Raw genomic sequence first — 23,994 nt, 5'->3', positions numbered from 1 at the left:
ATACGTATTCGCCGATGAATTGCGCATGCGATTCGGAGTGAATACGTACTCGGTGATATTTCCTGATCGGAGCATAGTCTGCGCCGTTCGCGTCCTCAATACTTATGCGAGTGGCCCGGAAATTAAGTCTGTGCGTTCCCGTCCGGCCGTGTAAGACTTCATTTCGAAAGCAGCGGGACACATCGCCCGCGAAAAAGCCGGGAGGCAGGCTATGTCTTTGGACCCGAGACAGCGCGCGGAATTCGTGAACGCGTACACCCGCGTTCTGATCACGGCGTGGTCGAGTGAGGAATACTCGGCCCGCCTGGACTCCGACCCCCGCTCGGCTCTGGCCGAGTCCGGTCTGGAGCTGCCGGCGGGGGCCGAGGTCGTACTCGTCCGCAACATCCCCGAAGGCCACCACGACAGCAACATCGAGGTACAGGTCGCCCTGTGGGAGCGGGGCCTCGAGACGGGCCGTTTCGAACTGCACATCCCCGAGACGCCCCAGGTCGACATGGCCGAGCTCAACGAGGGCGACCTCGACTCCATCGCGGCCGGCGTGTCCTCGGCCGAGTCGATCGACATCAACTGCTGCTGCTGCCCCTGCTGCTGCTGCACCTGACGATCACCACACACTCGGAGGGCAGATCATGTCCACGATCGCCGAGCAGGCGAACCCCGTACACGTGCGCTCCCTGCGCAAGCGGTACGGTCCGGTGAACGCGGTCGAGGAGGTGGACCTCGACGTGCGGAGCGGCGAGGTGTTCGCCCTCCTCGGGCCGAACGGCGCCGGCAAGACCACCACGGTCGAGATCCTGGTGGGGGTTCGCCGGCGGACCTCCGGCGACGTGCGCGTCCTCGGCCGTGACCCGGCCGAGGACGCGCCCGAGTGGCGCGCGCGGATCGGCGTCGTCCCCCAGACGACGGGGGCGTACACCGACCTGACCGTGCGCGAGGTGGTCGAGCACTTCGCGGCGTTCTACCCCGCGCCGCTGCCGGTGGCCGAGGTGATCGACATGGTCGGCCTCGGCAAGCAGGCGCGCAAGCAGGCACAGACGCTCTCCGGCGGGCAGGCCCGGCGGCTCGACGTCGCGGTCGGCGTTATCGGGGACCCCGATCTGATCTTCCTGGACGAGCCGACGACGGGACTCGACCCCGTCGCCCGCAGGGAGGCGTGGGACCTCGTCCGCTACTTCACCGACCGTGGCAAGACCACCGTGCTCACCACCCATTACCTGGACGAGGTCGAGGCGCTGGCGCAGCGGGCGGCCGTCATCGTCGGGGGACGGGTCGTCGAGTCCGGCCCGGTCGCGGAGCTGGGCGGCCGGCGCGCGACACCCGCCGCCGTGAGCTTCGCCAGGGCGGACGGGCTCGACAGGAGCCTGCCCGCGCTACCGGGCGACGCCGTGGTGGAGGAGGCGGAGGGCCTGGTGGTCGTACGCACGCACCACCCCACCGAGGCCATGGCCGCGCTGCTGCCCTGGGCGGCCGCCTCCGGCGTGCGCGAACTGCCGGACCTGCGCATCCACCGGCCGTCGCTCGAGGAGATCTACCTGGACCTCATCCGGAGCAACCAGGAAGGCGGTGTCGTGTGATGACCGCTCCCAACGCAGCCCTCACCCAGGAGAGGGGCGCGGTGGTGCTCGATCCCGCCCGCTCGATCGTGTGGCGGTCGGCCGTCTCGCGGTCGTCGGTCGAGCTCAAGTCGTTCTTCCGCAACCGGCAGTCGCTGGTCTTCACGCTGCTGCTGCCCATCGTGCTGCTGGTCGTGCTCGGCTCCATCTTCTCGGGGACCGTGCCCGGCACCCACACCGACTTCAAGCAGATGTTCATCGCGGGCATCATCGCCTGTGGCGTGATGAGCGTCAGCTTCAACGGGCTGGCCATCAGCGTCGCCATCGAGCGCGACACCGGGATGATCCGCAGGCTGGCCTCCAGCCCGATGCCGAAGTCCGCATACTTCATCGGCAAGGTGGTCAGGGTGGCCGTGACCGGCACCCTGGAGACGGTCCTGCTGCTCGCGGTGGCCGTGCTGGCGTTCGGACTGCCGCTGCCCTCGACCACCGCCCGCTGGGAGACCCTCGTGTGGGTGCTGCTGCTCGGCGCGGTGGCCTGCACGCTGCTGGCCGTGGCGTTCAGCTCGGTCATCCCGAACGCCCGGTCGGCCTCGGCCATCGTCACCCTGCCGTTCCTGGTGCTGCAGTTCATCTCGGGGGTGTTCTTCCCCTACAGCCAGCTGCCGGCGTGGATGCAGACGGTCGCGGCCCTGTTCCCGCTCAAGTGGATGACCCAGGGACTGCGCTCGGTGTTCCTGCCGAACGATTTCGCCCACGTCGAGCCCGCGGGCGTGTGGGAGCTCGACCGCGTGGCGCTCGTGCTGGCCGCGTGGTGCCTCGCCGGGCTCGCGCTGAGCTTCCTGACCTTCCGCTGGCGCGGGCCCAACGTCCGCTGACCGTCAGGAGAGCCGGATCCGGAACTCGCTCAGCCGGCGCGGCACGAGCACGGGCGCCCAGGCGGGCGGGGCGCCGTCCGGGCGGATCGCGGGGAAGCGCTCGGCCAGGCCGCGCAGCAGCAGCGCGCCGGCCTGCCGGACGAGGGGCGCGCCCAGGCAGAAATGGGTGCCGGCGCCGAAGGCGAGGTGGGGATTGGGAGACCGGGTCAGCACCAGGTCGCCGGGGCGGTCGAAGACGGCCGGGTCGCGGTTGGCCGCCGCGACCACGGCGAGCACCCGCGCCCCGGCGGGAATGACCGCGTCCCCGAAGGACACCTCCGCGGTCGTCACCCTCGCCGTGAAGGGGATGGGCGCCTCCAGCCGCAGCAGCTCGTCGACCGCCGTACGGGCGAGGTCGTCGCCGCCCTCGCGAAGGGCGGCCAGGGCCTCGGGGCGAGGCAGCAGCCAGAACAGCGCGTTGCCCACCATCTCGGCCAGCGGGCGCCAGCCGCCGACGACGGCCAGCGAGAGGATGCCCAGCATCTCGGGCCGGGTCAGCCGCTCGTCCGCGGCCAGCCGCCCGATCGACCCGCCGGGCCCGCGCGCCACGTGCGCGTCGAGGAAGCGGGTCAGCTCGCCCATCGCCACGCGGCCCTCCCGTGCGGCCTGCGGCCCCGCCAGCGGGTCGAGGTTGACCGAGGCCCGCCGCGCCAGGTTCGCGAAGGCCGCCTCGTCCTCGCGTGGCACGAGCAGCGTCCGGGCCAGCACGCCGGTCGCGAACGGCTCGCCGAGGTCACGGGTGACCTCGGCCGCGTCCGCCAGCCCGTCGAGCAGGCCGTCCACGACGGTGGCGATGCCGGCGGCGAGCTCGCGCACCGCGGCGGGGCCGAGCAGGGCCATGCCGGGGCCGCGCAGCCGATTGTGCTCGGGCGGGTCGGTGGTCAGCATCGAGGCGGGCAGGTCGTCGTCGCGCACCCGCTCGCGCTGTCCCAGGGCGGCCGAGAACCGGGGGTCTTTGAGCGCGCTCGCGCAGTGCTCGTGCGCCGTGAGCAGCCACATCCGGGACGTGACGTCGAAGTGGACCGGATCGTTGGCCCGCAGCCAGTCGTACGCCGGATACGGGTCGGATCTGCCCGCCGGCGAGAACGGGTGGGCCAGACCGGCCGGAAGCCGGCGGAGAGCGGTCATCGGCGGTCCCTCGGTGCTGAGCTCACAAGATCACAGGTCACAAGATCACGGCACGGCCACGCTACTACAGAGCGGTCGCCGCCGGGATGAATGCGAACAACTGCGGACCGAACGGGCCGATGGGAGGCAGCGATGCGGGTCGATGTAGTGGTCGTGGGCGCGGGCGTCAGCGGCCTGACCGCCGCACGGCGGCTGCGCGCCGCCGGTCTGGCCGTCACGGTGGTGGAGGCCAGGGACCGCGTCGGCGGGCGGGTGCGCACCTACCGGCCCGGCGACGGCGGCCCCCCGATGGAGCTGGGGGCTCAGGTCGTCCACGGCGACCGCAACCCCGTGTGGGACGTGCTGGAACCGGACGCGGCCGAGCCTGTGCGGCCGGGCAACGCCCTCGTGGCCGCGGCGGGGCGGGTGCTGCCGCTGGGCGTGCTCGCCCGGCGGGGACAGCCGCCGTGGGCCGTGGAACAGAGCCTGCTGCGGGACCCGGGGGAGGACGTGCCCGTCGCGGAGCGGCTCACCTCCGGCGACCAGGCCGAATGGCTGCGGCAGAACTGGGCGGCCGACCCCGGGTCCCTCAGCGCGGCGGGAATGGCCGCAGGACGCCGCGCCGACGACGTCGGCGAGGGCCGCTACGCCATACGCGGGGGCTTCGACCGGCTGCCCGGCGAGCTCGCCCGCGGGCTGGACGTGCGGCACGGCAGTCCGGTCAGGAGCATCGCCTGGTCGCCGGGCCGGGTGGAGACCCGCCTCGACGAGGGCGCGGTGACGGCCGCGGCGGCGGTGGTGACCGTGCCTCCGCCCGTGGTCGCGGGCGGAGCGCTCGCGATCGCGGACATGCCGGCCCGCAAGCGGGCGGCGGCCGAGTCGCTGCGCCTCGGCGACGCCTGGTGCGGGGTGGTGACGCTGTCGCGGCCCGCCCCGGAGTCGGCCGTCGTGTTCGACTCCGAGGGCGGGCTGGGCTTCGTCACCTGCACCGCCGGCAGCACGCGCGTCCTGGTGGTGGCCAAGGCCGGGGCCGCCGCGCGGGCGCGCGAGGCGGCCCGCGGAGGGCCGCCCCCGCTGGACCGGGTGCTGCCCTGGGCCGCCGACGCCCGGTGCGAGCACGTCGAGGCGGCCGACTGGGGGGCGGACGCCTGGGCGACCGGTGCGTTCACCTATCCCCGGGTCGGCGGCCTGTGGGCGCGGGCGGCGTGGGCGGAGCCGATGGGCGGCACGGTGTTCTTCGCGGGCGAGGCCACGGCGGCCGGTGTCCCGATGGTTCAGGCGGCCATGGCCAGCGGTGACCGCGCGGCCGGAGAGGTCCTGGAGGCGGTAGGGCGATGATCGGGAAAGTGCACACGGGCTGGTATCTGCTGGCGTTCGAGGAGGAACTCGCCGAGGGGCTGAACCCCCTGATGCTCGGCGGGCGCAGGCTGCTCGCCGTACGGGAGGGGTCGCGCGTCCGCGTCTTCGACGGGCTGTGCCCGCACCGGGGGGCGGCCCTCGGCCACGGCGGCACCCTGGACGGCGACTGCGTGATCTGCCCCTTCCACGGCAAGCGGGTGGCACTCGGGGACACGGCGCGGCGCTGGTCGGTCGCCGAGCACGCGGTCGAGCGGGCGGGCGCGGCGGTGTTCGTACGGCTGTCCGCCGACGACGACCGCGGCTTCCAGCGGGCCATCAAGGAGGTGGCCGACGGCAACATCGTCGTGAGCGCGGTGATCCAGCCGGTGGCGGTCCCTTCGGAGTACGTCGTGGAGAACGCCTTCGACGCCGAGCACTTCCACCAGGTGCACCTCGTGCCCCGGGTGATCGGCATGCGGGTGTCGCCGGGTCCCGACGGGGAGATGGCGATCGAGGGGGAGTTCCGCACCAAGGCCCCGCCATGGGAGCGGGAGCGCCGGCTCGACTTCGCCTCCCGGTTCTACGCCCGTGCCTTCAGCCCCAACCTCGTCATGACGGAGCTGGGCACCGCGGACGCGCCGTACACGATCATCACGGGCGCCGTGCCCACCCCGGACGGCTGCGTGGGGCGGGTCGCCATCGCACTGCCGCCGGAGCGGGCCGATGCGCTCGACGCGCTGGTCCACGGCGCGCGGTACGCCTTCGAGCAGGACCGCGTCGTGTGGGATCACCTCGATCCTGACGCGCCGCAGCGCTACGACGCCGGTGACCGGCCCGTGCTGGCCTTCCGCCGGTTCTGCGCCACCTTCGGCGCCGTTCCACCGGCCGGAACGCCTTCCGCGGCGGTGACGGGGGAGCCGGTGTGATGCGGGTGCACGCGAGCGGGAGCGGCCCGGCCGTGCTGTGGCTCCACGGCTACACGATGGACTCCACGACCTGGCGCGACCTGTGGGCGCTGCTGCCCGGCCGGCGGCACGTCGGCGTCGACCTGCCGGGCCACGGAGGGTCCGGCCCGATGCGGCCCGGCACGACGCTGCCCGGCCTGGCGGCCGAGATCGCGGCCGTCGCGCGGGCGGAGGGGGCGCACGACGTCGTCGCCCTGTCCTTCGGGTCGCTGGCGGGGATCCAGCTCGCCGTGGACGCGCCCGACGTCGTACGGCGTCTCGTCGTGGCGGCCCCCACCATCGCGGGTGCGCCCAGCGAGCCGGGGACGGCCCCGCGTTACCGCGAGCTGATGGCGCTGCGGCGGGCCGGCGCGGACGGCGCCGCGCTGGCGGACGTCTGGATGTCCTCCCCGCCCGACATCTTCCGCGGCACCGAGGCGCACCCCCGGCTGCGGGCGAGCCTGCGGACGGTCATCGCCCGGCACGGCTGGGACGAACTGCGCACCGGCGCGATGGCGGCGTTCCACCGGCACATCCACACCGACGAGGCGCTCGGCGCGATCAGGGCCGACACCCTGGTCCTCGTCGGGGACGCCGAGATGCCGACGTTCGCGGCCAACGCCGACCGGCTGGGCGCGCTCGTCCCCCGCTGCCGGGTCGTGGAGATGGCGGACGCCGGTCACCTGTGCCTGATCGAACGCCCGGAGGCCGCCGCGCCGCTCATCTGGTCCCATCTGGAAAGGAGCCGGGTGGATGCCCAGGCGTGAGACGTACGCGCAGGGCTCGCCCTGCTGGGTGGACTACATGGCGGCCGACCCGGAGGGCGCGCGGGAGTTCTACGCGACCCTGTTCGGCTGGACCTTCGGCGAGCCCGAGGAGTACGGCTATCGCCTGGCGCGGCAGGCCGGGGAGGTCGTCGGAGGATTCGGCCGGGTGCCACCGGGACGGGGGTTGACGCCCACCTGGAACACCTACCTGGCGGCGAAGGACGCCGACGCGGTGGCCGGGCGGGTGACCGCGCTCGGCGGCACGGTGGTGTTCGGGCCGCTCGGCGCCGGCGAGGACGGGCGGTTCCTGTTCGCGGTCGACGCGACGGGCGCGTCGGTCGGTTTCTGGCAGGGGCACTGGGCGGAGGGCATCGTCCTGGTCGACGAGCACGGCGCGACCTGCGGCCACGAGCTGTGGGCGGCCGATCCCGCCGCCGCCGGCGCCTTCTACGCGGGGCTCTTCGGGGAGGAGCCGGCGCACGGACGGGAGGTGCGCGGCGTGCCGCACGGCGTGTCCCCGCAGTGGGTGTCGTATTTCCTCGTGGACGACGTGCCCTCGGCGGCCGTGGCCGCGGAGCGGGCGGGCGGCCGGGTCGCCGAGGTGCGGGACGACGGGCGTGAGGCGGTGGTGCGCGACCCGTGGGGCGCGCTGTTCGGCGTCAGGGACGGCCGGTCCCGCTCCGCGGACGGAACCAGATGAAGAACGCGGCCACGAGGAGCGCCCCGACGATCACGACGACCAGGCCCACGGTCTTGTCGATCATCAGCGACACGACGACCGCGATCGCGTACACCAGCGGCACGATAAGGCGGATGTTGCCCAGTCCCATGACGGCTCCCCGAGAGAAAAAGAATTCGGCGAACGCATCATCGGGCCATGTCCCGGGGGCCGTCCAGGGTGATTCCGGTTATTACGCATCCGGATCCCGGGGACGTACGTATGCGTATTCCGGCGGGTCAGATATTCAGGCCGGGCCGCAGCACGAGCAGATAGAACGCGACGACCGCGGCGTAGCCGAAAAACGCCCACACGGGAAGCCGCCAGCCGGTGCCCGGCCTCTCCTTGCGTTCGTACGGCCGGCCCGCGCCGGGCGTCATGAATCCGACCAGCGCCATTCCCGGCCCCCAGCAGCCGAGGATGCCGTAGAAGACCACCTCGGGGTCGCCGCCGAGACCGGCGGGCACCAGCAGCGCCAGGCCGATCAGGTAGGGGATCCACAGGCGTGTCACGGCCGCCTTGCGGGCGCGTGGGGTGTCCAGGGGCACGCTCGCGGGCAGCGAGTCGAGGTACATCCGGCTGAGCGGCCGCGTGACCAGGTAGAGAATCGCCATCGCGGCGGCGGCGACGAGGAACTGGACGGCGACGGGCACATGGTAGAGACGGGCCAGAACCCCGGTGTCGCCCACCGCGAGCAGCGGTGTGACCACCAGGTAGCCCAGGAACGCCACGACGCCGGTCATCGCCAGCCACATCAGCAGCAACCGCGGATAGGAGGGGCCGCGACGGCGGTACAGCGCCCAGCAGACGAGGCCGGTGACGAGGCTGCCGACCGGGCCGGCGGCGGCCACCAGGGCCTCCAGTTCGCGTTGCGGCGAGGGCACGTGCAGCTCGACGAACTGGCCGATGGCAGGATGGAACCCCGCCGCGCGGGCGGCCAGCGCGTGTGATCCCTCGTGCAGGAACACCTCGACGAGTTGCGCCGTCGCGTACGACAGGGAGAGCGGCCCCCAGGCCGCGCGGGCGGAGGGGATGCGCGGAGCGGCGGCGTCCCGCCGGGCCGCCGGGATCTCGGGGGTGCTCGTCACCCTGTCATGGAACCAGAACCGGCAGGGCCGGTCCAGGCGCTTTCCGCCAATTGGAATTTTGTTCCAATAAGACTGGAACTCGTTCTAGTGGGAGACGGCGGCCCGCCCATCTGGCATATCCGTCTTACCCGTGACCGGGGGCGTCGGTCACCGCAGGGTCGCGCGAATTTCATCGCGTGGCCGAGGAAAATCTAGAAACCCGCCAGCAGCCGCTCGGCGGCGATCTCGATGCGGTGCTGGATCTGCTCATAGGTGCGCCGCCCGCGCAGCATCTCCAGCAACTCCTGCACCCAGACTCCCGACAGGGAGCCGGCGAGCGCGAGCTGGTCCTCCGCGGGAAGGTTCACCGTGCGGCCGTCGGCGGCGACGCGCAGCAGCAGGCTCGCCATCCGGTCGCCGAACGGCGCCTCCACCTCCGCCATGATCAGGGAGCGGATGAGCGCGTCGGCGAGTTCCGGCTCGCGCATCAGGCCCCGGGTGGCCCGCATCAGCACGTCGACCGCGCGGCCGGCGGGGTGGGCGGCGTGTGGCGGGCGCCGCTCGATGCTGGACTCCAGCAGGTCGATCTCCTCGCCGACCACCGCCACGACCAGGTCCATCTTCGAGGGGAAGTAGCGGTAGAGCGTTCCCAGGGCGACGCCCGCGCGCTCGGCGACCGTGCGCATCTGCATCGCCTCGACGCCTCCGCGGGAGGCGAGGGCGGCCGCCGCCTGGACGATGCGCCGGCGCCGTTGGTGCTGGCTCCTGGTGCGGACCCCGGGGGTGGCCGGGGCCGGATGGCTGCCCGTGGCGGAGGGCCCTTCGGGAAGCGGCGGTGGAGCGTCGGCGACTGCATGCGAAGTGCGCATAGGAACACGTTATCTGATTTCCGCTCCTTCCGGATGGTTACCCGTCAGTCACAAAAGCGCTGGCGGCCATATGACTTTGGTGTTTCAGTCACGTGTCGTCGCCGGTTCGTGAGCCTCCCTCTGGACAGAGATTAGAATCCGTTCTAGTTTGCGGTTCTGGGGGGATCCCGCCCCGCAGACAGGTCCGTGGAACACGCGGGAGGTCCGGTGGACTTCGATCTCGACGAGACCCATGCGGAGTTGCGCGCGCTGGCCGCGTCGGTGCTGGACCGGGAGGCGGACCAGGCCAGGATCGAGGCGCACGAGCGTGGCGGCCGGCCGTACGACGCGGGGGCGTGGAAGGCGCTGGCGCAGGCGGGCCTGCTCGGCGCGTGCCTGCCTCCCGAGGCGGGCGGGGCCGGGCTCGGCCCGCTCGCGATGGCGGTGATCCTGCGTGAGGCGGGGGCCCACGTCGCGCCGGTCCCCGCGCTGCCCGGCCTGATCGCCGCGCTGACCGTCGCCGGGCACGGGACGGACGCCCAGCGGCGGGCGCTCGCGCCGTTCGCCGAAGGGGAGGAGGTGCTGACCGTCGCCTTCCGCGAGGCCGGGGCGGGCCCGGGCGACCCGCCGGCCGCGATCGCCAGGGACGGCAGGATCACCGGACGGCCCGGAATCGTCCCCTACGCCGCCGAGGCGTCGGCCATCCTCGTGCCCGCGCTCTCCGACGGCGAGGCCGCGCTCTTCCTCGTACGGCCGGGAGACGCGCGACTGCGGCCGGTCCCGACGGCGGCCGGGGAGCCCGCGGCCGCGGTGAGCCTGGAGGACGCGCCGGGCGAGATGGTGGGGGAGCCGGACGGCGCGGCCGTCGCCGCGCTGCGGCTGAACACCCTGGCCGCCGTGACCGCGACCGCCTCCGGGGTCCTCGCCGGCGCGCTCGCGCTGACCAAGGGACACATCGCAACGCGCAGGCAGTTCGACCGGGTGCTCGCCGAGTTCCAGGCCGTGACCATGCAGATCGCCGACGTCTACATCGCCGCACGCGCGCTCGACGTCGCCATGTGGACGGGGGTCTGGCGGCTGGGCGAAGGGCTGCCCGCGGAGCGGGATCTGGCCGTCGCCGCCTACAACGCGGCCGCGGATGCCGTACGGGCGCTCTACACCTGCCAGCACCTGCACGGCGGCATCGGCCTCGACCTGACCTATCCGCTGCATCGCTACTTCGGCCTGGGCAAGCACCTCGCCCATCTGCTCGGCGGCGAGCAGGCCCAACTCGACCTGATCGGAGCCCTGGTCTGATGTTCATCGAGTTGACGGCGGAGCAGCGGCGGCTCCGCGACGACCTGCGGGACTACTTCGCGTCCTGCCTGACCGGCGAGCAGCGCGCCGAGATCGCCCGCGACCCGTTCGGCGAGGCGTACATGGCGCACTGCCGCAGGCTGGGGCGTGACGGCAAGCTCGGCCTCGGGTGGCCGAAGGAGTACGGCGGGGGCGGCTACGGCCCGGTGGAGCAGCAGATCTTCGCCAACGAGGTCACCCGGGCCGAGGTGCCGTACCCCCTGATCACGTTGCAGACGGTCGGCCCGACGCTGATGCGGTATGGCACGGACGCGCAGAAGGAGTTCTTCCTGCCGCGCATCCTCGCCGGGGAGTGCCACTTCGCGATCGGCTACAGCGAGCCGGAGGCGGGCACCGACCTGGCCTCGCTGCGGACGACGGCGGTGCCGGACGGCGACCACTACGTGGTCAACGGCCAGAAGGTGTTCACCTCGGGTGCGCACCACGCCGATTACGTCTGGCTGGCGGCGCGCACCGATCCGGCGGCGAAGAAGCACCGCGGGATCACCATGATGATCGTCGACTGCGCGGACCCCGGGTTCTCCTGGACTCCGATCATCACGATGGACGGCCGCCACCACACCAACGCGACGTACTACTCGGATGTGCGCGTCCCGCTCGACATGGTCGTCGGCGAGGTGGACAAGGGCTGGGACCTGATCGTCAGCCAGCTCAACCACGAACGCGTCACGCTCGGGCCCGCCGGCAACATCGGGCACACCCTCGACCGTTTTGCCCGCTGGGCGAAGACCGGCCGGGGGCGCGACGGCGCGCCGTTGTGGGAGCACCCCGACGTACGGCGGGCCGTCGCCGAGGTGTACGCGTACTTCCGCACGAACGAGCTGCTGAACTGGCAGGTCGCGGCGTCGATGGACCTCGGCTGGCTGGGCGCGCCCGACGCGTCGGCCACCAAGATCTACGCCTCGGAGCGGGTGCAGGACGTCGGCCGGATCGTCGGCGACACGCTGGCCCGCTTCGGCGATCCGTACGACGAGGAGACGCGCGACCTGATCGAGCGGGTGGACCGGGGCGTCAAGGGCGCGCTCGTGCTCACCTTCGGCGGCGGCGTCAACGAGGTCCAGCGTGAGTTGATCGCGATGCTCGGGCTCGGGCTGCCCAAACCGCCACGATGAGCACGCGCCCGGCGGTACGGGCGTTCCGGGCTCAGGGGGTGAAGACCGTCGGCACGTAGAAGAAGACGATCAGCGCGATGATCAGGCAGATCAGGATGCCGACGACCTCCCACAGCCAGTCGAAGTGCCGGTCGCCCTTGACCCGCCGGCCCTTGCTCCTGCCCTTGCTCGCGCCGTCGCCGGACGACGTGCCGGCGTGCTTGCTGCCCGGGCTCCTGCCTGCCGTGTGCTTGCGGCCCGGACGGCGGGCGGCGGCCGGAGGGACGGGGACCGCCGCGGCGGCCCGGTGGACCAGGACGTCGGTCTCCGTCGCCGACGCCTCGGCGGCATGCTCGCCGTCCGTCTCCGCCGGCGACTCCTCGGCTGCAAGGAAAGGCTCGGCTGCGACGAGAGGCTCGGCCGGGAGGACAGGCTCGGCCGGTCGCTCGGCCTCCTGCGGCGCCGGCGCGAACGTGTCCATGGAGGGAGCGGCCGGGAAAAGCGCCTCGGAGGGCGGCGTCGGCGGAGATTCGCCGGACGGCTCCTCGGTCCGCGGGAAGGCGTCGGTGGACTCGGCCTGCCGGGACGTGCCCGCCGCCTCGGCCGTACCGAACGCGTCGAAGGGCACGGCGAAGCGGAGCGTGTCGAACAACGCGTCCAGCGGCTCTGCCGGGCGGGGTGTGTCGGAGGTGCCGAAGGCGTCGACGGGCTCCGTGGGGCGCGGGGTGGTGCCGAAGGCGTCGAAGGGCTCTGCCGGGCGGGGTGTGTCGGTGGTCCCCAAGGCGTCGAACGGCTCCGCGGGGCGGGGTGTGTCGGCGGCGCCGAAGGCGTCGAACGGCTCTGCCGGGCGCGGGGTGGTGCCGAAGGCGTCGAACGGCTCTGCCCGGCGGGGGGTGGTGCCGAAGGCGTCGAACGGCTCCGCGGGGCGGGGTGTGTCGGCGGTCCCGAAGGCGTCGAACGGATCCGCACGGTGGGAGGCAGCGGTGGTGCCGAAGGCGTCGAACGGCTCGGGGGTGATCTTCGCGACGTCCGGGGCAGGTGGCGGCGTGGCGGGCCCGGTCTGCGCGGATTCCTGCGGGGACGCCTGCGGCTCCACGGGCGCGGCCAGAGCCGCCGGTCGCTCCGCGGCCAGGGCCGCCGGTCGCTCCGCGGGCGCGGGCCGCCCGGTGCGCTTCCTGCGCAGACGGCCCTCGCCGAGCGAGTTCAGCAGCGACCCGCGCAGCCGGGGCATGGGCTCGGTCGTCGCCTCGTGCTTGGCCTTGCGCCGGGGGCCCTGCGGCTGCGCGATGGCGTCGGTGTTGACCACGCACGTGTTGGTGACCTGGTCGGGATCGCTCAGCGGCAGCGGCCAGGTCGGAGTGGTCGGCCACAGCCTCTTGGTGACCAGCCCGGAGGACTGTTCCCCGCCCGTGGTGGCGCTCGCCGGCTCCTCGTACGGCAGCGCCGCCAGCACCCGGTCGCGTACGGACGCGGCCGCCCGGCGCCAGGGCAGCCGGGCCAGCACGTCGCCGACGGGGGAGACGCCGATGGCGTCGTAGACCTCCGTGACGGAGGCGGGCACGAACGGTGCCGACCTCGCGGCGGTGACCGCCGTCTCCAGCGTCTGGGCGAAGCGGCGCGTCGCCCCCGCGATCAGCTCCTCGGCGGTGTCGGCCGCCACGTCGAGGACCAGCGCCAGTTCGGGCGCCGTCAGGCCGCATACCTCCGACAGGAGCAGGACCTCACGCTGGTGCGGCCGGATGTCCCGGAACACCCGCTCGATCAAGGCGGTGGCGGGGTCGGCGACGGAGTCGACGGCCGGCAGCGCGTAGCTGACGTCCCGGCGGTAGATCTCCCGGCGCGCGAGCGCGTACAGCGCGGCGCGTGCGGGCGGCTCGGCGGTCGGGGCGGTGGTGAAGACGGCCACCACGGCGTCGGCGGCGGACGCGGTCTCACCGAGCTGGTCGTGGCAGTACGCGAACAACCCCGCCACGTGACGCTCGTAGAGCTCGGCGATCAGCTCGCTCCTGGAGCGCTGACCGGTGAGCGGTGCAGTCACGACCGGCTCCTCTGAGTTTCGTGCTGGTCCGTATCGGAGGGACGCGGCGGAGGGACGGGAGAGGTGTGAGAGTAATCATGCCAACACATCACCGCGCCACGCATCATGAGATGCCCTATTGATAGATATCTAGGCCCGGATATCTGAGGTTCCCACCGTAGGCTGGCCGCCGGGTGGTGTGTCCGGAACGGGTCGCGTTGGATATCCGAGGGGTTCACGGGGAAGAGCGAGTGGGCCTCCCGATGTTGGCTTGATCGCACACTCTTTCGAAGGGCGAGATGGCGTGATCACGTTCGAAGACGTCACCAAGCGCTACCGGGATGGAACGGTGGCCGTGGACGACCTCAGCCTGGAGGTGCCCACGGGTGCGATCACCGTGTTCGTGGGCCCCTCCGGCTGCGGCAAGACCACGTCGCTGCGGATGATCAACCGCATGATCGACGCCACCTCCGGCCGCATCACCCTGGACGGTCAGGACGTGCGCGAGATCGACCCGCCCACGCTCCGGCGCGGCATCGGGTACGTGATCCAGCAGGCGGGCCTGTTTCCGCACCGCAAGATCGTGGACAACGTGGCGACGGTGCCGTACCTGCTGGGCTGGAGCAAGAAGAAGGCGCGCGCCCGCGCGATGGAGCTGCTCGAGCTGGTCGGGCTCGACCCCGGCCTGGCCGGGCGCTACCCCTTCCAGCTCTCCGGAGGGCAGCAGCAGCGCGTCGGCGTGGCCCGGGCGCTCGCGGCCGACCCTCCGGTGCTGCTCATGGACGAGCCGTTCAGCGCCGTCGACCCGATCGTGCGGGCCAGTCTCCAGGACGAGCTGCTGCGGCTGCAGTCGGAGCTGCGCAAGACGATCGTGTTCGTCACCCACGACATCGACGAGGCGGTCAAGCTCGGCGACACGGTGGCCGTCATGCGCGTCGGCGGGCGGCTGGCCCAGATGGCCGGCCCGGCCACGCTGCTCACCGAGCCCGCCGACGACTTCGTCCGCGAGTTCCTCGGCCGCGACCGCGGCATCCGGCGGCTGTCGTTCATCTCGGCCAAGGAGGTGCGGCTGAGCCCGTCGCCGTCCGATCTGGTGACCGACGAGGACGGCAGGCCGCTCGGCTGGCGGACCGCGGACGGGCTCGCGGCGCACGGCACCTTCAACCCCGAGACCGACTCGCTGCGCGTGGCGCTCGACGCGGCGTTGCTGTCGCCCAACGGCACCGCGGTCGCCGTGGACGAGGAGGGCCGCGTGCGCGGCGTGGCCGGCCGGGACGCGATCGACGAACTGCTCGCCGAGTACGCGCCGTCCGCCGCGGGCCGCGCCCCGGGCGGATCGAGCGGCGGCTCCTCCTCCGGCGCCGGCGACTCCGAGGGGGCGCCCGCGTGACCGATGAGCCCCTGGTCCGCTGGGACTGGATCGCGCGCAACTGGGCCAACGGAGGCCCCACCGCGATCAGCGCCCTGCTGGAGAACCACGTCGTGATGGCCTTCCTGCCCGTGCTTTTCGGGCTGGTCGTGGCCCTGCCACTGGGCCTGGCCTGTGTGCGCTGGCGCTGGCTCTACCAGCCGACGGCCGCGCTGATGAACGTCACCTACTCGCTGCCGTCCCTCGTGCTGTTCTCGATCTTCCTGTCGGTCACCGGTCTCACCCGGTCGACCGTCGTCATCCCGCTGACGTTCTTCGCGCTCGCGGTCCTGATCCCCGCAGTGGTGGACGGCCTGGCCTCGGTGCCCGATCCCGTACGGCAGTCGGCGGTGGCGATGGGGTTCCGGCCCGCGCGCCGGCTGCTCCGGGTCGAGTTGCCGGTCGCGGTGCCGGTAGTCCTGGCCGGGCTGAGGGTCGCGACCGTGTCCAGCATCAGCCTGGTCAGCGTGGGCGCACTCATCGGCCAGGGCGGGCTGGGCAACCTGTTCATCGACGGCTGGCAGCGGCAGTTCTACACGCCGATCGTGGTCGGGATCGTGCTCATCGTCCTGCTCGCCGTGCTCGCCGACGGGCTGCTCGTGCTCGCCCAGCGGCTGCTGACCCCCTGGTCCCGGGCGAGGAGGACGGCGTGAACTGGCTGGCCGACTTCTTCGGCGACGCGGGGCACTGGTCGGGCCCGGACGGCATCCCGGTCCGGCTGCTGGAGCACCTGGAGTTCTCGGCGGCGGCCTTCCTCGTCGCGGCGCTGATCGCCGTGCCGCTCGGCATGCTCATCGGCCACACGGGCCGCGGCGCGCTGCTTGTCGTGGTCGCGGCGAACGCCGCCCGGGCGTTGCCGACGCTCGGCCTGCTCGTGCTCGTGGTGCTGCTGGCGGGCGTGGGGACCGTCCTGCCGGTGCTGATCCCGCTGATCGTGCTGGCGGTCCCGCCCATCCTGGTGAACACGTACGAGGGCGTGCGGGGGGTGGACGCCGACCTGCGCGACGCCGCGTACGGCATGGGCCTGCGCGGGCGTCAGGTGCTGTTCCGGACGCTGACCCCGGTCGCGCTGCCGCTGATCCTGCTGGGCCTTCGCCTCGCCGCCATCCAGGTCGTCTCGACCGCCACCGTCGCGGCGTTCGTCGGGCTGGGCGGGCTCGGCCGGTTCATCATCGACGGCCTGGCCACCAAGACCTATGCGGATGTGATCGGGGGAGCGGTCCTGGTCGCCGCCCTCGCCCTGGCCGTCCAGTTCGCCTTCGTCCTGCTCGACCGGGTGGCCGTGTCACCCGGTGTCCGCCAGGGCCGCTAATTCCGTTATTATCGCCCTAAAATGAAGGGATTTTTGGTATGAGACGTATCTTCGGCGTCGCGGCGGTCGCCCTGACCGCGGCGCTCACGTTATCGGGCTGCGGGGGCTCCGACCCCCTTTCCACGACCGCGTCCGCCGCTCCGGCGGCGTCGGGCTCGGGCGACGCCGCCGCCGCGAAGGTCGTCGTCGGCTCCTTCAACTTCCCCGAGAGCGTCCTGCTCGCCTCGATGTACGCCCAGGCCCTTCAGGCCAAGGGGGTCACGGTCGAGGAGAAGCCCAACATCGGCAGCCGCGAGGTCGTCTACGACCAGGTCAAGAGCGGCGGCCTGACCGTGCTGCCCGAGTACGCCGGGTCGCTGCTGGCGTTCGTCGACAAGTCGAGCACGGCCAGGACCAAGGACGAGATCCTCGCGGGCCTGAAGGCCAAGCTGCCCGCGGAGCTGGAGATCCTTGAGCCCGCCGCGGCCGAGGACAACAACTCGCTCACGGTCACCAAGGCCACGGCCGACAAGTACAAGCTCAGCACCATCGAGGATCTCGTCAAGGTGGCGAAGGACTTCGTGGTCGGCGGTCCGCCGGAGTTCAAGCAGCGCCAGGAGGAGAACTTCAAGAACGTCTACGGCCTGGAGTTCAAGCAGTGGAAGCCCACCGGGGACACCACCGCTGACGCGATCAAGAGCGGCACGGTCCAGGTGGGCAACGTGTTCACCACCGACCCCAAGATCGTGCTGAACGACCTCGTGCCGCTGCAGGACAACAAGAACGCCTTCGGTTCGGAGAACGTGACGCCCCTGGTCTACAAGGCCGGGGTGAACGACACCGTGACCTCCACGCTGAACGCGGTCTCCGCCAAGCTGGACACCCAGACGCTGGTCTCCCTGATGAAGCGGATCTCCGTCGACAAGGACGACCCGCCCGTGGTGGCCAAGGACTGGCTCACGCAGAGCGGCCTGCTCTGACAGCGAGCTCGTAGGTGAACGCCTCCCGGTGGAGCATCGCTCTTGCTCCGAACCGGGAGGCGTTCGTCTGCGCTCACCGGACGGCGATCAGTCCGATGCGGTGTCGTGTCAGCGGCCGCGTCAGCACGGCGACGGCCCGATGTCAGCGCGGCCGGCGATCGTGGATGTCATGAACGGCTCAGCGATCGCGGCCTCGGGGCCGCGGAAGGCTTCCGAAGACAACACCGTGCTCGCCGGACGATGAGGGGAATGGCCATGGAACACACCGTCACCACGATGCCGACCGCGCGTCAGCCCGGCTGTCCCTTCGACCCTCCGGCGGAGCTGATCGACGCCCGCCGGCACGGCCCGATCAGCCGCTACCCCTTCCCGGACGGACACGAGGGCTGGCTGATCACCGGATACGACCTGGTCCGGTCGGTCCTGGCCGACCCCCGGTTCAGCTCGCGCAAGGAGCTCATGCGCCACCACCCGCTGATCGACTTCGGCGAGATCGAGGTGCCCCCGGCGCCGCCCGGCGAGTTCCTCCTCATGGACGAGCCGCAGCACAGCCGCTATCGCAAACCGCTGGTGGGCAAGTTCACCGTACGGCGGATGCGACAGCTCACCGAGCGCGTCGAGCAGGTCACCGCCGACCACCTGGACGCCATGGAGAAGGCGGGGCCGCCGGCGGACCTGGTGACCGCGTTCGCCAAGCCCATCCCCGCCGTCATCATCTGCGAGCTGCTGGGCGTGCCGTACGAGGACCGGGGCTCCTTCCAGGACAACATCGACAAGTTCCTCGGCGGGGAGGCCGGCGACGAGGAACTGATCGCGGCCTACACCGCGACCCAGCGATACCTCGCGGAGCTGGTGGCCGCCAAGCGCGCCAACCCCACCGACGACGTGCTCAGCGACCTCACCGACAGCGACCTGACCGACGAGGAGCTGCAGGGGATGGCCCTGATCCTGCTGTCGGCCGGATTCGACACCACTGCGAACATGCTGGCGCTGGGCACCTTCGCGCTGCTGCAGAACCCGGACCAGCTGGCCGCGCTGCGCGCCGAGCCCACGCTCATCGACGGGGCCGTGGAGGAACTGCTGCGCTACCTGACCGTCGCGAAGACGTTCATGAGGACGGCGCTGGAGGACGTCGAGCTGGGCGGCCGGACCGTCGCGGCCGGGACGACGGTCATCCTGTCCCTCAACACCGCCAACCGCGATCCCGAGCGCTTCGCCAACCCCCACGTGCTCGACCTGCGCAGGCAGGACGGCGGCCACCTGGCCTTCAGCCACGGCATCCACCAGTGCCTGGGCCAGCAGCTCGCCCGCGTCGAGATGCGGGTCGCCTTCCCCGCGCTGCTCGACCGCTTCCCCACGCTGCGCCTGGCCGCACCGGCTGAGGAGGTCGACCTGCGGCCGGAGACCGCGGACATCTACGGAGTGAAGAGCCTCCCGGTCACCTGGGACGTGTGACCGCTGGATATGCCTGATCCGCGTCTGATCCCCGGCCGGATCGGACGGCGCACGGCGGGGCGGCGACAGACCGTGATTTCCCCCGTCGACGCAGGTGGGCGGGGTGCGCGCGGTGGCGGTTAGCCGATGTCGCCACGGCTCGGCACAATTGCTGACGTGCGAGTCGAACTGCTCGGACCGTTCGAGGTCCGCAACCGCGACGGGTCCGTGGTGGAGGTTCCCGGGATTCGGCTGCGCGCACTGCTCGCGGCGCTCGCCCTCGAACCCGGCCGGATCGTCACGCGCGCGAGGCTGGTGGACTGGATCTGGGGGCGACGGCCGCCCGCGGACGAAGCCAATGCCCTGCAGGCGTTGGTGTCCAGGCTGCGCAGGGTGTTGCCGGACGGCGTGATCGAGGCGGACTCCGGCGGCTACCGGCTGGCCGTGGCGCCTGATGCCGTGGACGTGTGCCGGTTCGAGGACCTGGTCGGTCAGGCCCGTGCCGCCGACCCCGCGGCGCGGGCCGATCTGCTGCGCTCGGCCCTGGCGCTGTGGCGCGGTGCGGCCATGGCGGACATCGCGCTGCGAGACAGCGACGCGTTCGACGCCGTGGTCGCGCGTCTGGACGAACTCCACGTCGCCGCGCTCGGGGACCGGGTGGACGCGGACATCCGCCTCGGCCGCGGCTCGGAGCTGGTCTCCGAGCTGACCGAGCTGGTCGCCGCGTATCCGCTGCGGGAGGGGTTCGTGGCGGCCTTGATGCGAGCGCTCGCCGAGGCGGGACGTACGGCTGAGGCGTTGACCGTGTACCAGCGGACGCGTGAGCGGCTCGCCGAGGAGCTGGGCGCCGATCCGTCGGCCGAGCTCTCCGCGCTGCACACCGCGTTGCTGCGGGGCGAGCTGGGCGCGCGGGCGGACAACCACAGGACGAACCTGCGCGCCGAGCTGACGAGTTTCGTCGGCAAGGACGACGACGTCTCCGCGGTGGCCGGCCTGGTGGTCAAGCACCGGCTGGTCACCGTGGCGGGGGCGGGTGGCTCCGGCAAGACGAGGCTGGCCACGGAGACCGCGCGGACGATGCTCGCCGAGCTGCCGGACGGGGCGTGGCTGGTCGAACTGGCCTCGGTGCGGGCGGGCGGTGACCTGGCGCAGGCCGCCCTTACCGCGATCGGCCTGCGTGACCAGGCACTGCTCGGTGCCGCACGGGGTGGGGAACCGATGGATCAGCTCGTCGCCGCGGTCCGGGAGCGCGCGATCCTGCTGATCCTGGACAACTGCGAGCACGTGATCGAGGCGGCCGCGGCTTTCGCGGACCGGCTACTGGGGGAGTGCCGGAGGCTGCGGATTCTGGCCACGAGCAGGGAACCGCTCGGTATCACCGGGGAGGTGCTGTGGCAGGTCGAGCCGCTCGCGCTGCCCGCGAAGGGAGCGGACCCCTCCGAGGCCGGGTCCTCGCCCGCGGTGCGGCTGCTGCGGGACCGCGCGGATCTGGTGCGCAAGGACGTCGGCTCCGACGCGCGCACCCTGTCGGCCATGGCGCGGATCTGCCGGGCGCTCGACGGGATCCCGCTGGCGATCGAACTGGCCGCGGCGCGGCTGCGCACCATGTCCGTCGACCAGCTGGCACGCCGGCTCGATGACCGATTCCTTCTGTTGACCGGCGGCAGCCGTACGGCGCTGCCCCGGCACAAGACGCTGCGCGCGGTCGTGGACTGGAGCTGGGATCTGCTGACCGAGGCCGAACGCCGCGTGCTGCGGCGGCTGTCGGTGTTCTCCGGCGGGGCGAGCCTGGACGCGGCCGAACGGGTGTGCGGGGACGAACGGGTGGACGAGGCGTTCGCCGGGGAGCAGGTGCTCGACGTGCTGACCGCGTTGATCGAGAAGTCGCTGCTGCTCGCCGACGGAGAGGGCGCACCGCGCTACCGGATGCTCGACACGATCAGGGAGTACGCGGCGCACCGCCTCGCCGAAGCCGGGGAGACCGAGCCGGTGCGGCGGGCGCACCTCGCCTACTTCATCGAGCTGGCCGAGACGGCCGATCCGCACCTGCGCCGGGCCGAGCAGCTGGAATGGCTGGCCAGGCTCGAGGCCGAGCACGACAACATCAGCGCGGCGCTGCGCGGGGCGATCGCCGAGGGATGGGCCCAGGAGGCGATGCGGCTGGTCGGGGCCGCGGGCTGGTACTGGTACCTCGGCGGGCACAGGGCCGAGGGCACCGAGTTGAGCATCGCGGCGTCCTCGATGCCCAGCGAGGTGACCGGTGAGGTGTCCGACGAGGTGCGGGCGATGGCATACCTCATCGTGACGATGTTCCTGACCTCCGGGGTCGGCGGCGACCAGTATCAGGCGCGGGAGTGGATCCACGAGGCGCACCGGCTCGCCCAGCGCAGCGGGTATCGCCACCCGCTGCTCGGGTTCGTCGGGGTGCTGGAGCGGATGTTGCAGGGCCCGGCGGAGTTTCTCCCCGCGTTCGAGCCGCTCATCGCCGACGACGATCCGTGGGTGCGCGCGCAGGCCAGGCTCGCTCGTGGCCGGCTGCGGCTGATGCTCGGCGGCGATGAGACCGATGTGGACATCGACGCCGAGATCGCCCTTGCCGAGTTCCGGACGCTGGGCGAGCGGATGGGGATCTCGCTGGCGCTGACCTTCCTGGCCGATCGGCTCGCCATGCGCGGCGAGTTGGCACGCGCGTGTGAGCATTTCGAAGAGGCGATCGTGGCGCTGACCGAGGTGGGCGGGGCCGAGGACGTGGTCGGCCTGCTGGCGCGGCAGGCTCAGCTGTACTGGCTGCTCGGCGACGAGCGGTCCAGCGCTCGCGCCATGGCGGAAGCGCAGCGGCGCGCGGGCGGGATCGCCTGGCCGGACTCACTCGCCGAGCTGGCGCTTGTGCAGGCACAGCTGGCGCGCTGGCGCGGCGAGCCGGACCAGGCACACGAGCATCTGGCCACGGTGCGTGCGGTGCTGAACGACGCGGAAAGGGGCGACTCCGTCCGTGCCTCGATCATGGACCTGTACGCCTACCTCACCGAGGATCTCGACAAGGCCCGCGCGTATCGGACCGAGGCGCTCCGCGCGGTCATGAAGTACGAGTATCCGCCGGCGATCGCCGAGGTGCTGATCGGGATCGCGGATCTCGCGCTGCGCCAGGGAGACCACGAGCAGGCCGCGCGACTGCTCGCGGCGAGCGACGCCGTGCGCGGCACGCCGGATCGTTCGCAGCCGGATGTTTCCAGGATCGCCGCGGACGCGCGGAATCGCCTCGGCGAAACCGTGTTCACCGAGGCGATCCGTGACGGCGGGAGGCGGGACTGGCGCGAGCTGGCCGAGATCACGCTCGCTTGTTGAACGACGCGCGCGCCCACAGGTAGCCGACCAACGTCAGCCCGGCACACCAGGCGATCGCCGTGATGGCCGAGCCCGCCGACGGCGCGCCGGTCAGCAACCCGCGCAGGGTTTCGATGATCGGGGTGAACGGCTGATACTCGGCGAACTGCCGCGCGCCGGGCCCCATCTTGCCGGCCGGCACGAACGCGCTGCTCAAGAAGGGCAGGAGCATCAGCGGGACAGCGGCGAGGCCCGCGCTTTCCGGCGTCTTCGCCGCGAGACCGAACGCGACGGTCAGCCAGCCGATCGCCAGCACCGTCAGCGCGACGATGCCGATCACACCGAGCCATTCCGCGAAACCCGCCGACGGCCGGAATCCCATCAGGAACGCGACGCCGGTGACGAACGCGATGGCCACCAGGCTCCGCAGCATGGTGACGATCACGTGCGCGTTCAGCACCGCGGCCCGGGACACGTCCATGACGCGAAGCCGGTTGATGAATCCGGTCGTCATGTCGGAGTTCACCGCGATCGCGGTGGCACCGATGCCGTAGCAGATGGTCGTCAGCATCAACCCCGGCGTCGCGTAGTCGGCGTAGTCGACGCCGACGCTGAACGCGCCGCCGAACACGTAGACCATCAGGAACATCAGGAAGACCGGCATGACGATGCCGTTGAACAGCGCCACCGGATTGCGCATCGTGTGCCGGAAGTTGCGCCGCAGCATGGTCGTGGAATCCGCGATGACCTTCATCGGGCGTTGACCTCCTTGTTCGCGGTGCCGGTAAGGGCGAGGAAGACGTCATCCAGGTCCGGGGTGTGCACCGACAGCTCCTCGACGTCGACGGAGTGCGCGTCGAGCCGTTCGAGCAGTGCGCGCAACGACCTCACTCCACCGTCGCCGGGCACCTGCAAGGTCAGCTCTTCGTCGTCCCTCGTGGACCCGGGCAGGATCCGTGCCGCGGCGTCGAGTTCGTCCCGGCCGGTGAACCGCAGCCGGACATGGCTGCCGGGAACCCTGCGCTTGAGCTCGCCGGCGGTGCCCTCCGCGACCAGCCGGCCCTGATCGAGCACCGCGATGCGGTCGGCGAGCTGGTCGGCCTCCTCCAGATACTGGGTGGTGAGGAAGATGGTCGTACCGCCGGCGACCAGTTCCCGGATGATCTCCCACATGGTGCGGCGGCTGCGCGGGTCGAGTCCCGTCGTGGGCTCGTCCAGGAAGATGATCTGCGGCTCGCCGACCAGGGTCATGGCGAGGTCCAGCTTGCGGCGCATGCCGCCGGAGTAGGACGCCGCCGGTTTGCCCGCCGCTTCGGCCAGATCGAACCGGTCGAGCAACCGGCCGGCGATTCGTCTGCCCTCCGCCTTGGGCAGGTGCAGAAGATCCGCCATCAGCAGCAGGTTCTCCTCGCCGGTGAGCAGGTCGTCCACCGAAGCGAACTGCCCGGTGACCCCGATCGCCGCGCGCACCGCCTTGGTCTCCGTCGCCACGTCGTGCCCGGCGACGACCACCGTGCCGGCGTCGGGTGCCAGCAGCGTGGTCAGCACGTTCACCGTCGTGGTCTTGCCGGCGCCGTTCGGCCCGAGCAGGGCGAAGATCGTGCCGGCCTTGACGTCCAGGTCGATGCCGTCGAGCACGACCTTGTCCTTGTATGCCTTTCGCAGTCCCGAGGCCGCGATCGCTGATCCGTTCATGGCGTTCACGATCGCCGACCGCTCTGATACCGGGCCGTTGCCGTGCTGACGCGGCCGCTGACACGGGTTGTGTCTCCCGCTTCGCTCGGCGGGACGCTCGGGTTGCCCGCTTCGCTCGTCGCGGTGTTCGGTGTCT

At 72.0% G+C, this 23,994-nt stretch carries 22 protein-coding genes; 15 read left to right on the top strand and 7 right to left on the bottom strand.

Annotation, left to right across the window (positions count from 1 at the left end; all coding sequences use genetic code 11):
- Positions 1–217 precede the first annotated feature (217 nt).
- The 3 genes from HHX35_RS16665 to HHX35_RS16655 are packed head-to-tail and all read left to right on the top strand — an operon-like array spanning position 218 to position 2,434.
- Positions 218–604: a hypothetical protein gene (locus HHX35_RS16665; RefSeq protein ID WP_079320571.1), complete on the top strand. Its 387-nt coding sequence runs from the start codon at positions 218–220 to the stop codon at positions 602–604.
- A gap of 28 nt (positions 605–632) precedes the next feature.
- Complete coding sequence (locus HHX35_RS16660; RefSeq protein ID WP_182899689.1) at positions 633–1,577, top strand: ABC transporter ATP-binding protein; 945 nt, start codon at positions 633–635, stop codon at positions 1,575–1,577.
- Positions 1,577–2,434, top strand: coding sequence for an ABC transporter permease (locus tag HHX35_RS16655; protein WP_182899688.1), 858 nt, complete (start codon positions 1,577–1,579; stop codon positions 2,432–2,434). The genes HHX35_RS16660 and HHX35_RS16655 overlap by 1 nt, the downstream gene beginning before the upstream one ends.
- Positions 2,435–2,437: 3 nt before the next feature.
- On the opposite strand, the gene HHX35_RS16650 is transcribed toward HHX35_RS16655, so the two are convergent.
- A complete protein-coding gene (locus tag HHX35_RS16650) occupies positions 2,438–3,601 on the bottom strand; it encodes a cytochrome P450 (RefSeq protein WP_182899687.1) in 1,164 nt (387 codons plus the stop codon).
- Between the two features lie 90 nt (positions 3,602–3,691).
- Between HHX35_RS16650 and HHX35_RS16645 the strand changes: the two genes are divergently transcribed.
- From HHX35_RS16645 to HHX35_RS16630, 4 genes are read left to right on the top strand one after another with little or no spacing between them, the layout of a single operon-like run.
- Positions 3,692–4,918, top strand: a complete 1,227-nt coding sequence (locus tag HHX35_RS16645) for an FAD-dependent oxidoreductase (protein WP_182899686.1) — start codon at positions 3,692–3,694, stop codon at positions 4,916–4,918.
- Positions 4,915–5,844, top strand: a complete 930-nt coding sequence (locus HHX35_RS16640) for a Rieske 2Fe-2S domain-containing protein (RefSeq protein ID WP_182899685.1) — start codon at positions 4,915–4,917, stop codon at positions 5,842–5,844. Before HHX35_RS16645 ends, HHX35_RS16640 begins: the two co-directional genes overlap by 4 nt.
- Positions 5,844–6,629, top strand: a complete 786-nt coding sequence (locus HHX35_RS16635) for an alpha/beta fold hydrolase (protein ID WP_259405136.1) — start codon at positions 5,844–5,846, stop codon at positions 6,627–6,629. Before HHX35_RS16640 ends, HHX35_RS16635 begins: the two co-directional genes overlap by 1 nt.
- Complete coding sequence (locus tag HHX35_RS16630; protein ID WP_182899683.1) at positions 6,616–7,329, top strand: VOC family protein; 714 nt, start codon at positions 6,616–6,618, stop codon at positions 7,327–7,329. The genes HHX35_RS16635 and HHX35_RS16630 overlap by 14 nt, the downstream gene beginning before the upstream one ends.
- On the opposite strand, the gene HHX35_RS16625 is transcribed toward HHX35_RS16630, so the two are convergent.
- The 3 genes from HHX35_RS16625 to HHX35_RS16615 form a co-directional block, all read right to left on the bottom strand.
- Positions 7,289–7,459, bottom strand: coding sequence for a hypothetical protein (locus tag HHX35_RS16625; protein ID WP_161628106.1), 171 nt, complete (start codon positions 7,457–7,459; stop codon positions 7,289–7,291). The two genes, HHX35_RS16630 and HHX35_RS16625, sit on opposite strands and share 41 nt — an antisense overlap.
- Before the next feature lie 127 nt (positions 7,460–7,586).
- Positions 7,587–8,435, bottom strand: coding sequence for a hypothetical protein (locus HHX35_RS16620; RefSeq protein WP_182899682.1), 849 nt, complete (start codon positions 8,433–8,435; stop codon positions 7,587–7,589).
- Positions 8,436–8,626: 191 nt separating this feature from the next.
- The gene (locus HHX35_RS16615; protein ID WP_139578288.1) at positions 8,627–9,283 is read right to left on the bottom strand and encodes a TetR family transcriptional regulator; all 657 of its coding nucleotides are present in this window, start codon (positions 9,281–9,283) and stop codon (positions 8,627–8,629) included.
- Positions 9,284–9,490: 207 nt separating this feature from the next.
- On the opposite strand from HHX35_RS16615, the gene HHX35_RS16610 reads away from it, so the two are divergent.
- Both HHX35_RS16610 and HHX35_RS16605 read left to right on the top strand, forming a co-directional pair.
- Positions 9,491–10,558, top strand: a complete 1,068-nt coding sequence (locus HHX35_RS16610) for an acyl-CoA dehydrogenase family protein (protein ID WP_182899681.1) — start codon at positions 9,491–9,493, stop codon at positions 10,556–10,558.
- Positions 10,558–11,730 carry an acyl-CoA dehydrogenase family protein gene (locus HHX35_RS16605; protein WP_182899680.1) on the top strand — a complete coding sequence of 391 codons (1,173 nt, stop codon included), beginning with the start codon at positions 10,558–10,560 and terminating at the stop codon, positions 11,728–11,730. Before HHX35_RS16610 ends, HHX35_RS16605 begins: the two co-directional genes overlap by 1 nt.
- Positions 11,731–11,761: 31 nt before the next feature.
- Here HHX35_RS16605 and HHX35_RS16600 read toward each other — a convergent pair whose 3' ends face one another.
- Positions 11,762–13,747 carry a hypothetical protein gene (locus tag HHX35_RS16600; RefSeq protein ID WP_182899679.1) on the bottom strand — a complete coding sequence of 662 codons (1,986 nt, stop codon included), beginning with the start codon at positions 13,745–13,747 and terminating at the stop codon, positions 11,762–11,764.
- Positions 13,748–14,030: 283 nt separating this feature from the next.
- Here HHX35_RS16600 and HHX35_RS16595 point away from each other — a divergent pair, with 283 nt between their 5' ends.
- The 6 genes from HHX35_RS16595 (at position 14,031) to HHX35_RS16570 (ending at position 22,184) form a co-directional block, all read left to right on the top strand.
- A complete protein-coding gene (locus HHX35_RS16595) occupies positions 14,031–15,116 on the top strand; it encodes an ABC transporter ATP-binding protein (protein ID WP_182899678.1) in 1,086 nt (361 codons plus the stop codon).
- The gene (locus HHX35_RS16590) at positions 15,113–15,787 is read left to right on the top strand and encodes an ABC transporter permease (RefSeq protein WP_182899677.1); all 675 of its coding nucleotides are present in this window, start codon (positions 15,113–15,115) and stop codon (positions 15,785–15,787) included. The genes HHX35_RS16595 and HHX35_RS16590 overlap by 4 nt, the downstream gene beginning before the upstream one ends.
- The gene (locus HHX35_RS16585; RefSeq protein ID WP_182899676.1) at positions 15,784–16,446 is read left to right on the top strand and encodes an ABC transporter permease subunit; all 663 of its coding nucleotides are present in this window, start codon (positions 15,784–15,786) and stop codon (positions 16,444–16,446) included. The genes HHX35_RS16590 and HHX35_RS16585 overlap by 4 nt, the downstream gene beginning before the upstream one ends.
- Positions 16,447–16,484: 38 nt before the next feature.
- The gene (locus HHX35_RS16580; RefSeq protein ID WP_182899675.1) at positions 16,485–17,405 is read left to right on the top strand and encodes an ABC transporter substrate-binding protein; all 921 of its coding nucleotides are present in this window, start codon (positions 16,485–16,487) and stop codon (positions 17,403–17,405) included.
- 255 nt (positions 17,406–17,660) lie between these two features.
- A complete protein-coding gene (locus HHX35_RS16575) occupies positions 17,661–18,860 on the top strand; it encodes a cytochrome P450 (protein ID WP_182899674.1) in 1,200 nt (399 codons plus the stop codon).
- Between the two features lie 156 nt (positions 18,861–19,016).
- Entirely contained in the window at positions 19,017–22,184 is a 3,168-nt protein-coding gene (locus tag HHX35_RS16570) for a BTAD domain-containing putative transcriptional regulator (protein ID WP_182899673.1), read from the top strand.
- On the opposite strand, the gene HHX35_RS16565 is transcribed toward HHX35_RS16570, so the two are convergent.
- Together HHX35_RS16565 and HHX35_RS16560 are read right to left on the bottom strand one after the other, a co-directional pair.
- Positions 22,168–22,917: an ABC transporter permease gene (locus HHX35_RS16565; RefSeq protein WP_220505478.1), complete on the bottom strand. Its 750-nt coding sequence runs from the start codon at positions 22,915–22,917 to the stop codon at positions 22,168–22,170. The two genes, HHX35_RS16570 and HHX35_RS16565, sit on opposite strands and share 17 nt — an antisense overlap.
- The gene (locus tag HHX35_RS16560; protein WP_182899672.1) at positions 22,914–23,858 is read right to left on the bottom strand and encodes an ATP-binding cassette domain-containing protein; all 945 of its coding nucleotides are present in this window, start codon (positions 23,856–23,858) and stop codon (positions 22,914–22,916) included. The genes HHX35_RS16565 and HHX35_RS16560 overlap by 4 nt, the downstream gene beginning before the upstream one ends.
- Positions 23,859–23,994: the final 136 nt, after the last annotated feature.

It is taken from the genome of Microbispora sp. H10830 (assembly GCF_014161375.1).
GTDB lineage: Bacteria > Actinomycetota > Actinomycetes > Streptosporangiales > Streptosporangiaceae > Microbispora > Microbispora catharanthi.
This window is presented reverse-complemented; position numbering and strand designations above follow the sequence as displayed.

Excerpts from the sequence above, each read along its gene's own strand:
- HHX35_RS16630 (WP_182899683.1), top strand. The coding sequence starts at position 6,616 with ATGCCCAGGCGTGAGACGTACGCGCAGGGCTCGCCCTGCTGGGTGGAC.
- HHX35_RS16560 (WP_182899672.1), bottom strand. The coding sequence starts at position 23,858 with ATGAACGGATCAGCGATCGCGGCCTCGGGACTGCGAAAGGCATACAAG.
- HHX35_RS16635 (WP_259405136.1), top strand. The coding sequence starts at position 5,844 with ATGCGGGTGCACGCGAGCGGGAGCGGCCCGGCCGTGCTGTGGCTCCAC.
- HHX35_RS16565 (WP_220505478.1), bottom strand. The coding sequence starts at position 22,917 with ATGAAGGTCATCGCGGATTCCACGACCATGCTGCGGCGCAACTTCCGG.
- HHX35_RS16640 (WP_182899685.1), top strand. The coding sequence starts at position 4,915 with ATGATCGGGAAAGTGCACACGGGCTGGTATCTGCTGGCGTTCGAGGAG.
- HHX35_RS16625 (WP_161628106.1), bottom strand. The coding sequence starts at position 7,459 with ATGGGACTGGGCAACATCCGCCTTATCGTGCCGCTGGTGTACGCGATC.
- HHX35_RS16660 (WP_182899689.1), top strand. The coding sequence starts at position 633 with ATGTCCACGATCGCCGAGCAGGCGAACCCCGTACACGTGCGCTCCCTG.
- HHX35_RS16645 (WP_182899686.1), top strand. The coding sequence starts at position 3,692 with ATGCGAACAACTGCGGACCGAACGGGCCGATGGGAGGCAGCGATGCGG.
- HHX35_RS16580 (WP_182899675.1), top strand. The coding sequence starts at position 16,485 with ATGAGACGTATCTTCGGCGTCGCGGCGGTCGCCCTGACCGCGGCGCTC.
- HHX35_RS16650 (WP_182899687.1), bottom strand. The coding sequence starts at position 3,601 with ATGACCGCTCTCCGCCGGCTTCCGGCCGGTCTGGCCCACCCGTTCTCG.
- HHX35_RS16575 (WP_182899674.1), top strand. The coding sequence starts at position 17,661 with ATGGAACACACCGTCACCACGATGCCGACCGCGCGTCAGCCCGGCTGT.
- HHX35_RS16605 (WP_182899680.1), top strand. The coding sequence starts at position 10,558 with ATGTTCATCGAGTTGACGGCGGAGCAGCGGCGGCTCCGCGACGACCTG.
- HHX35_RS16615 (WP_139578288.1), bottom strand. The coding sequence starts at position 9,283 with ATGCGCACTTCGCATGCAGTCGCCGACGCTCCACCGCCGCTTCCCGAA.
- HHX35_RS16655 (WP_182899688.1), top strand. The coding sequence starts at position 1,577 with ATGACCGCTCCCAACGCAGCCCTCACCCAGGAGAGGGGCGCGGTGGTG.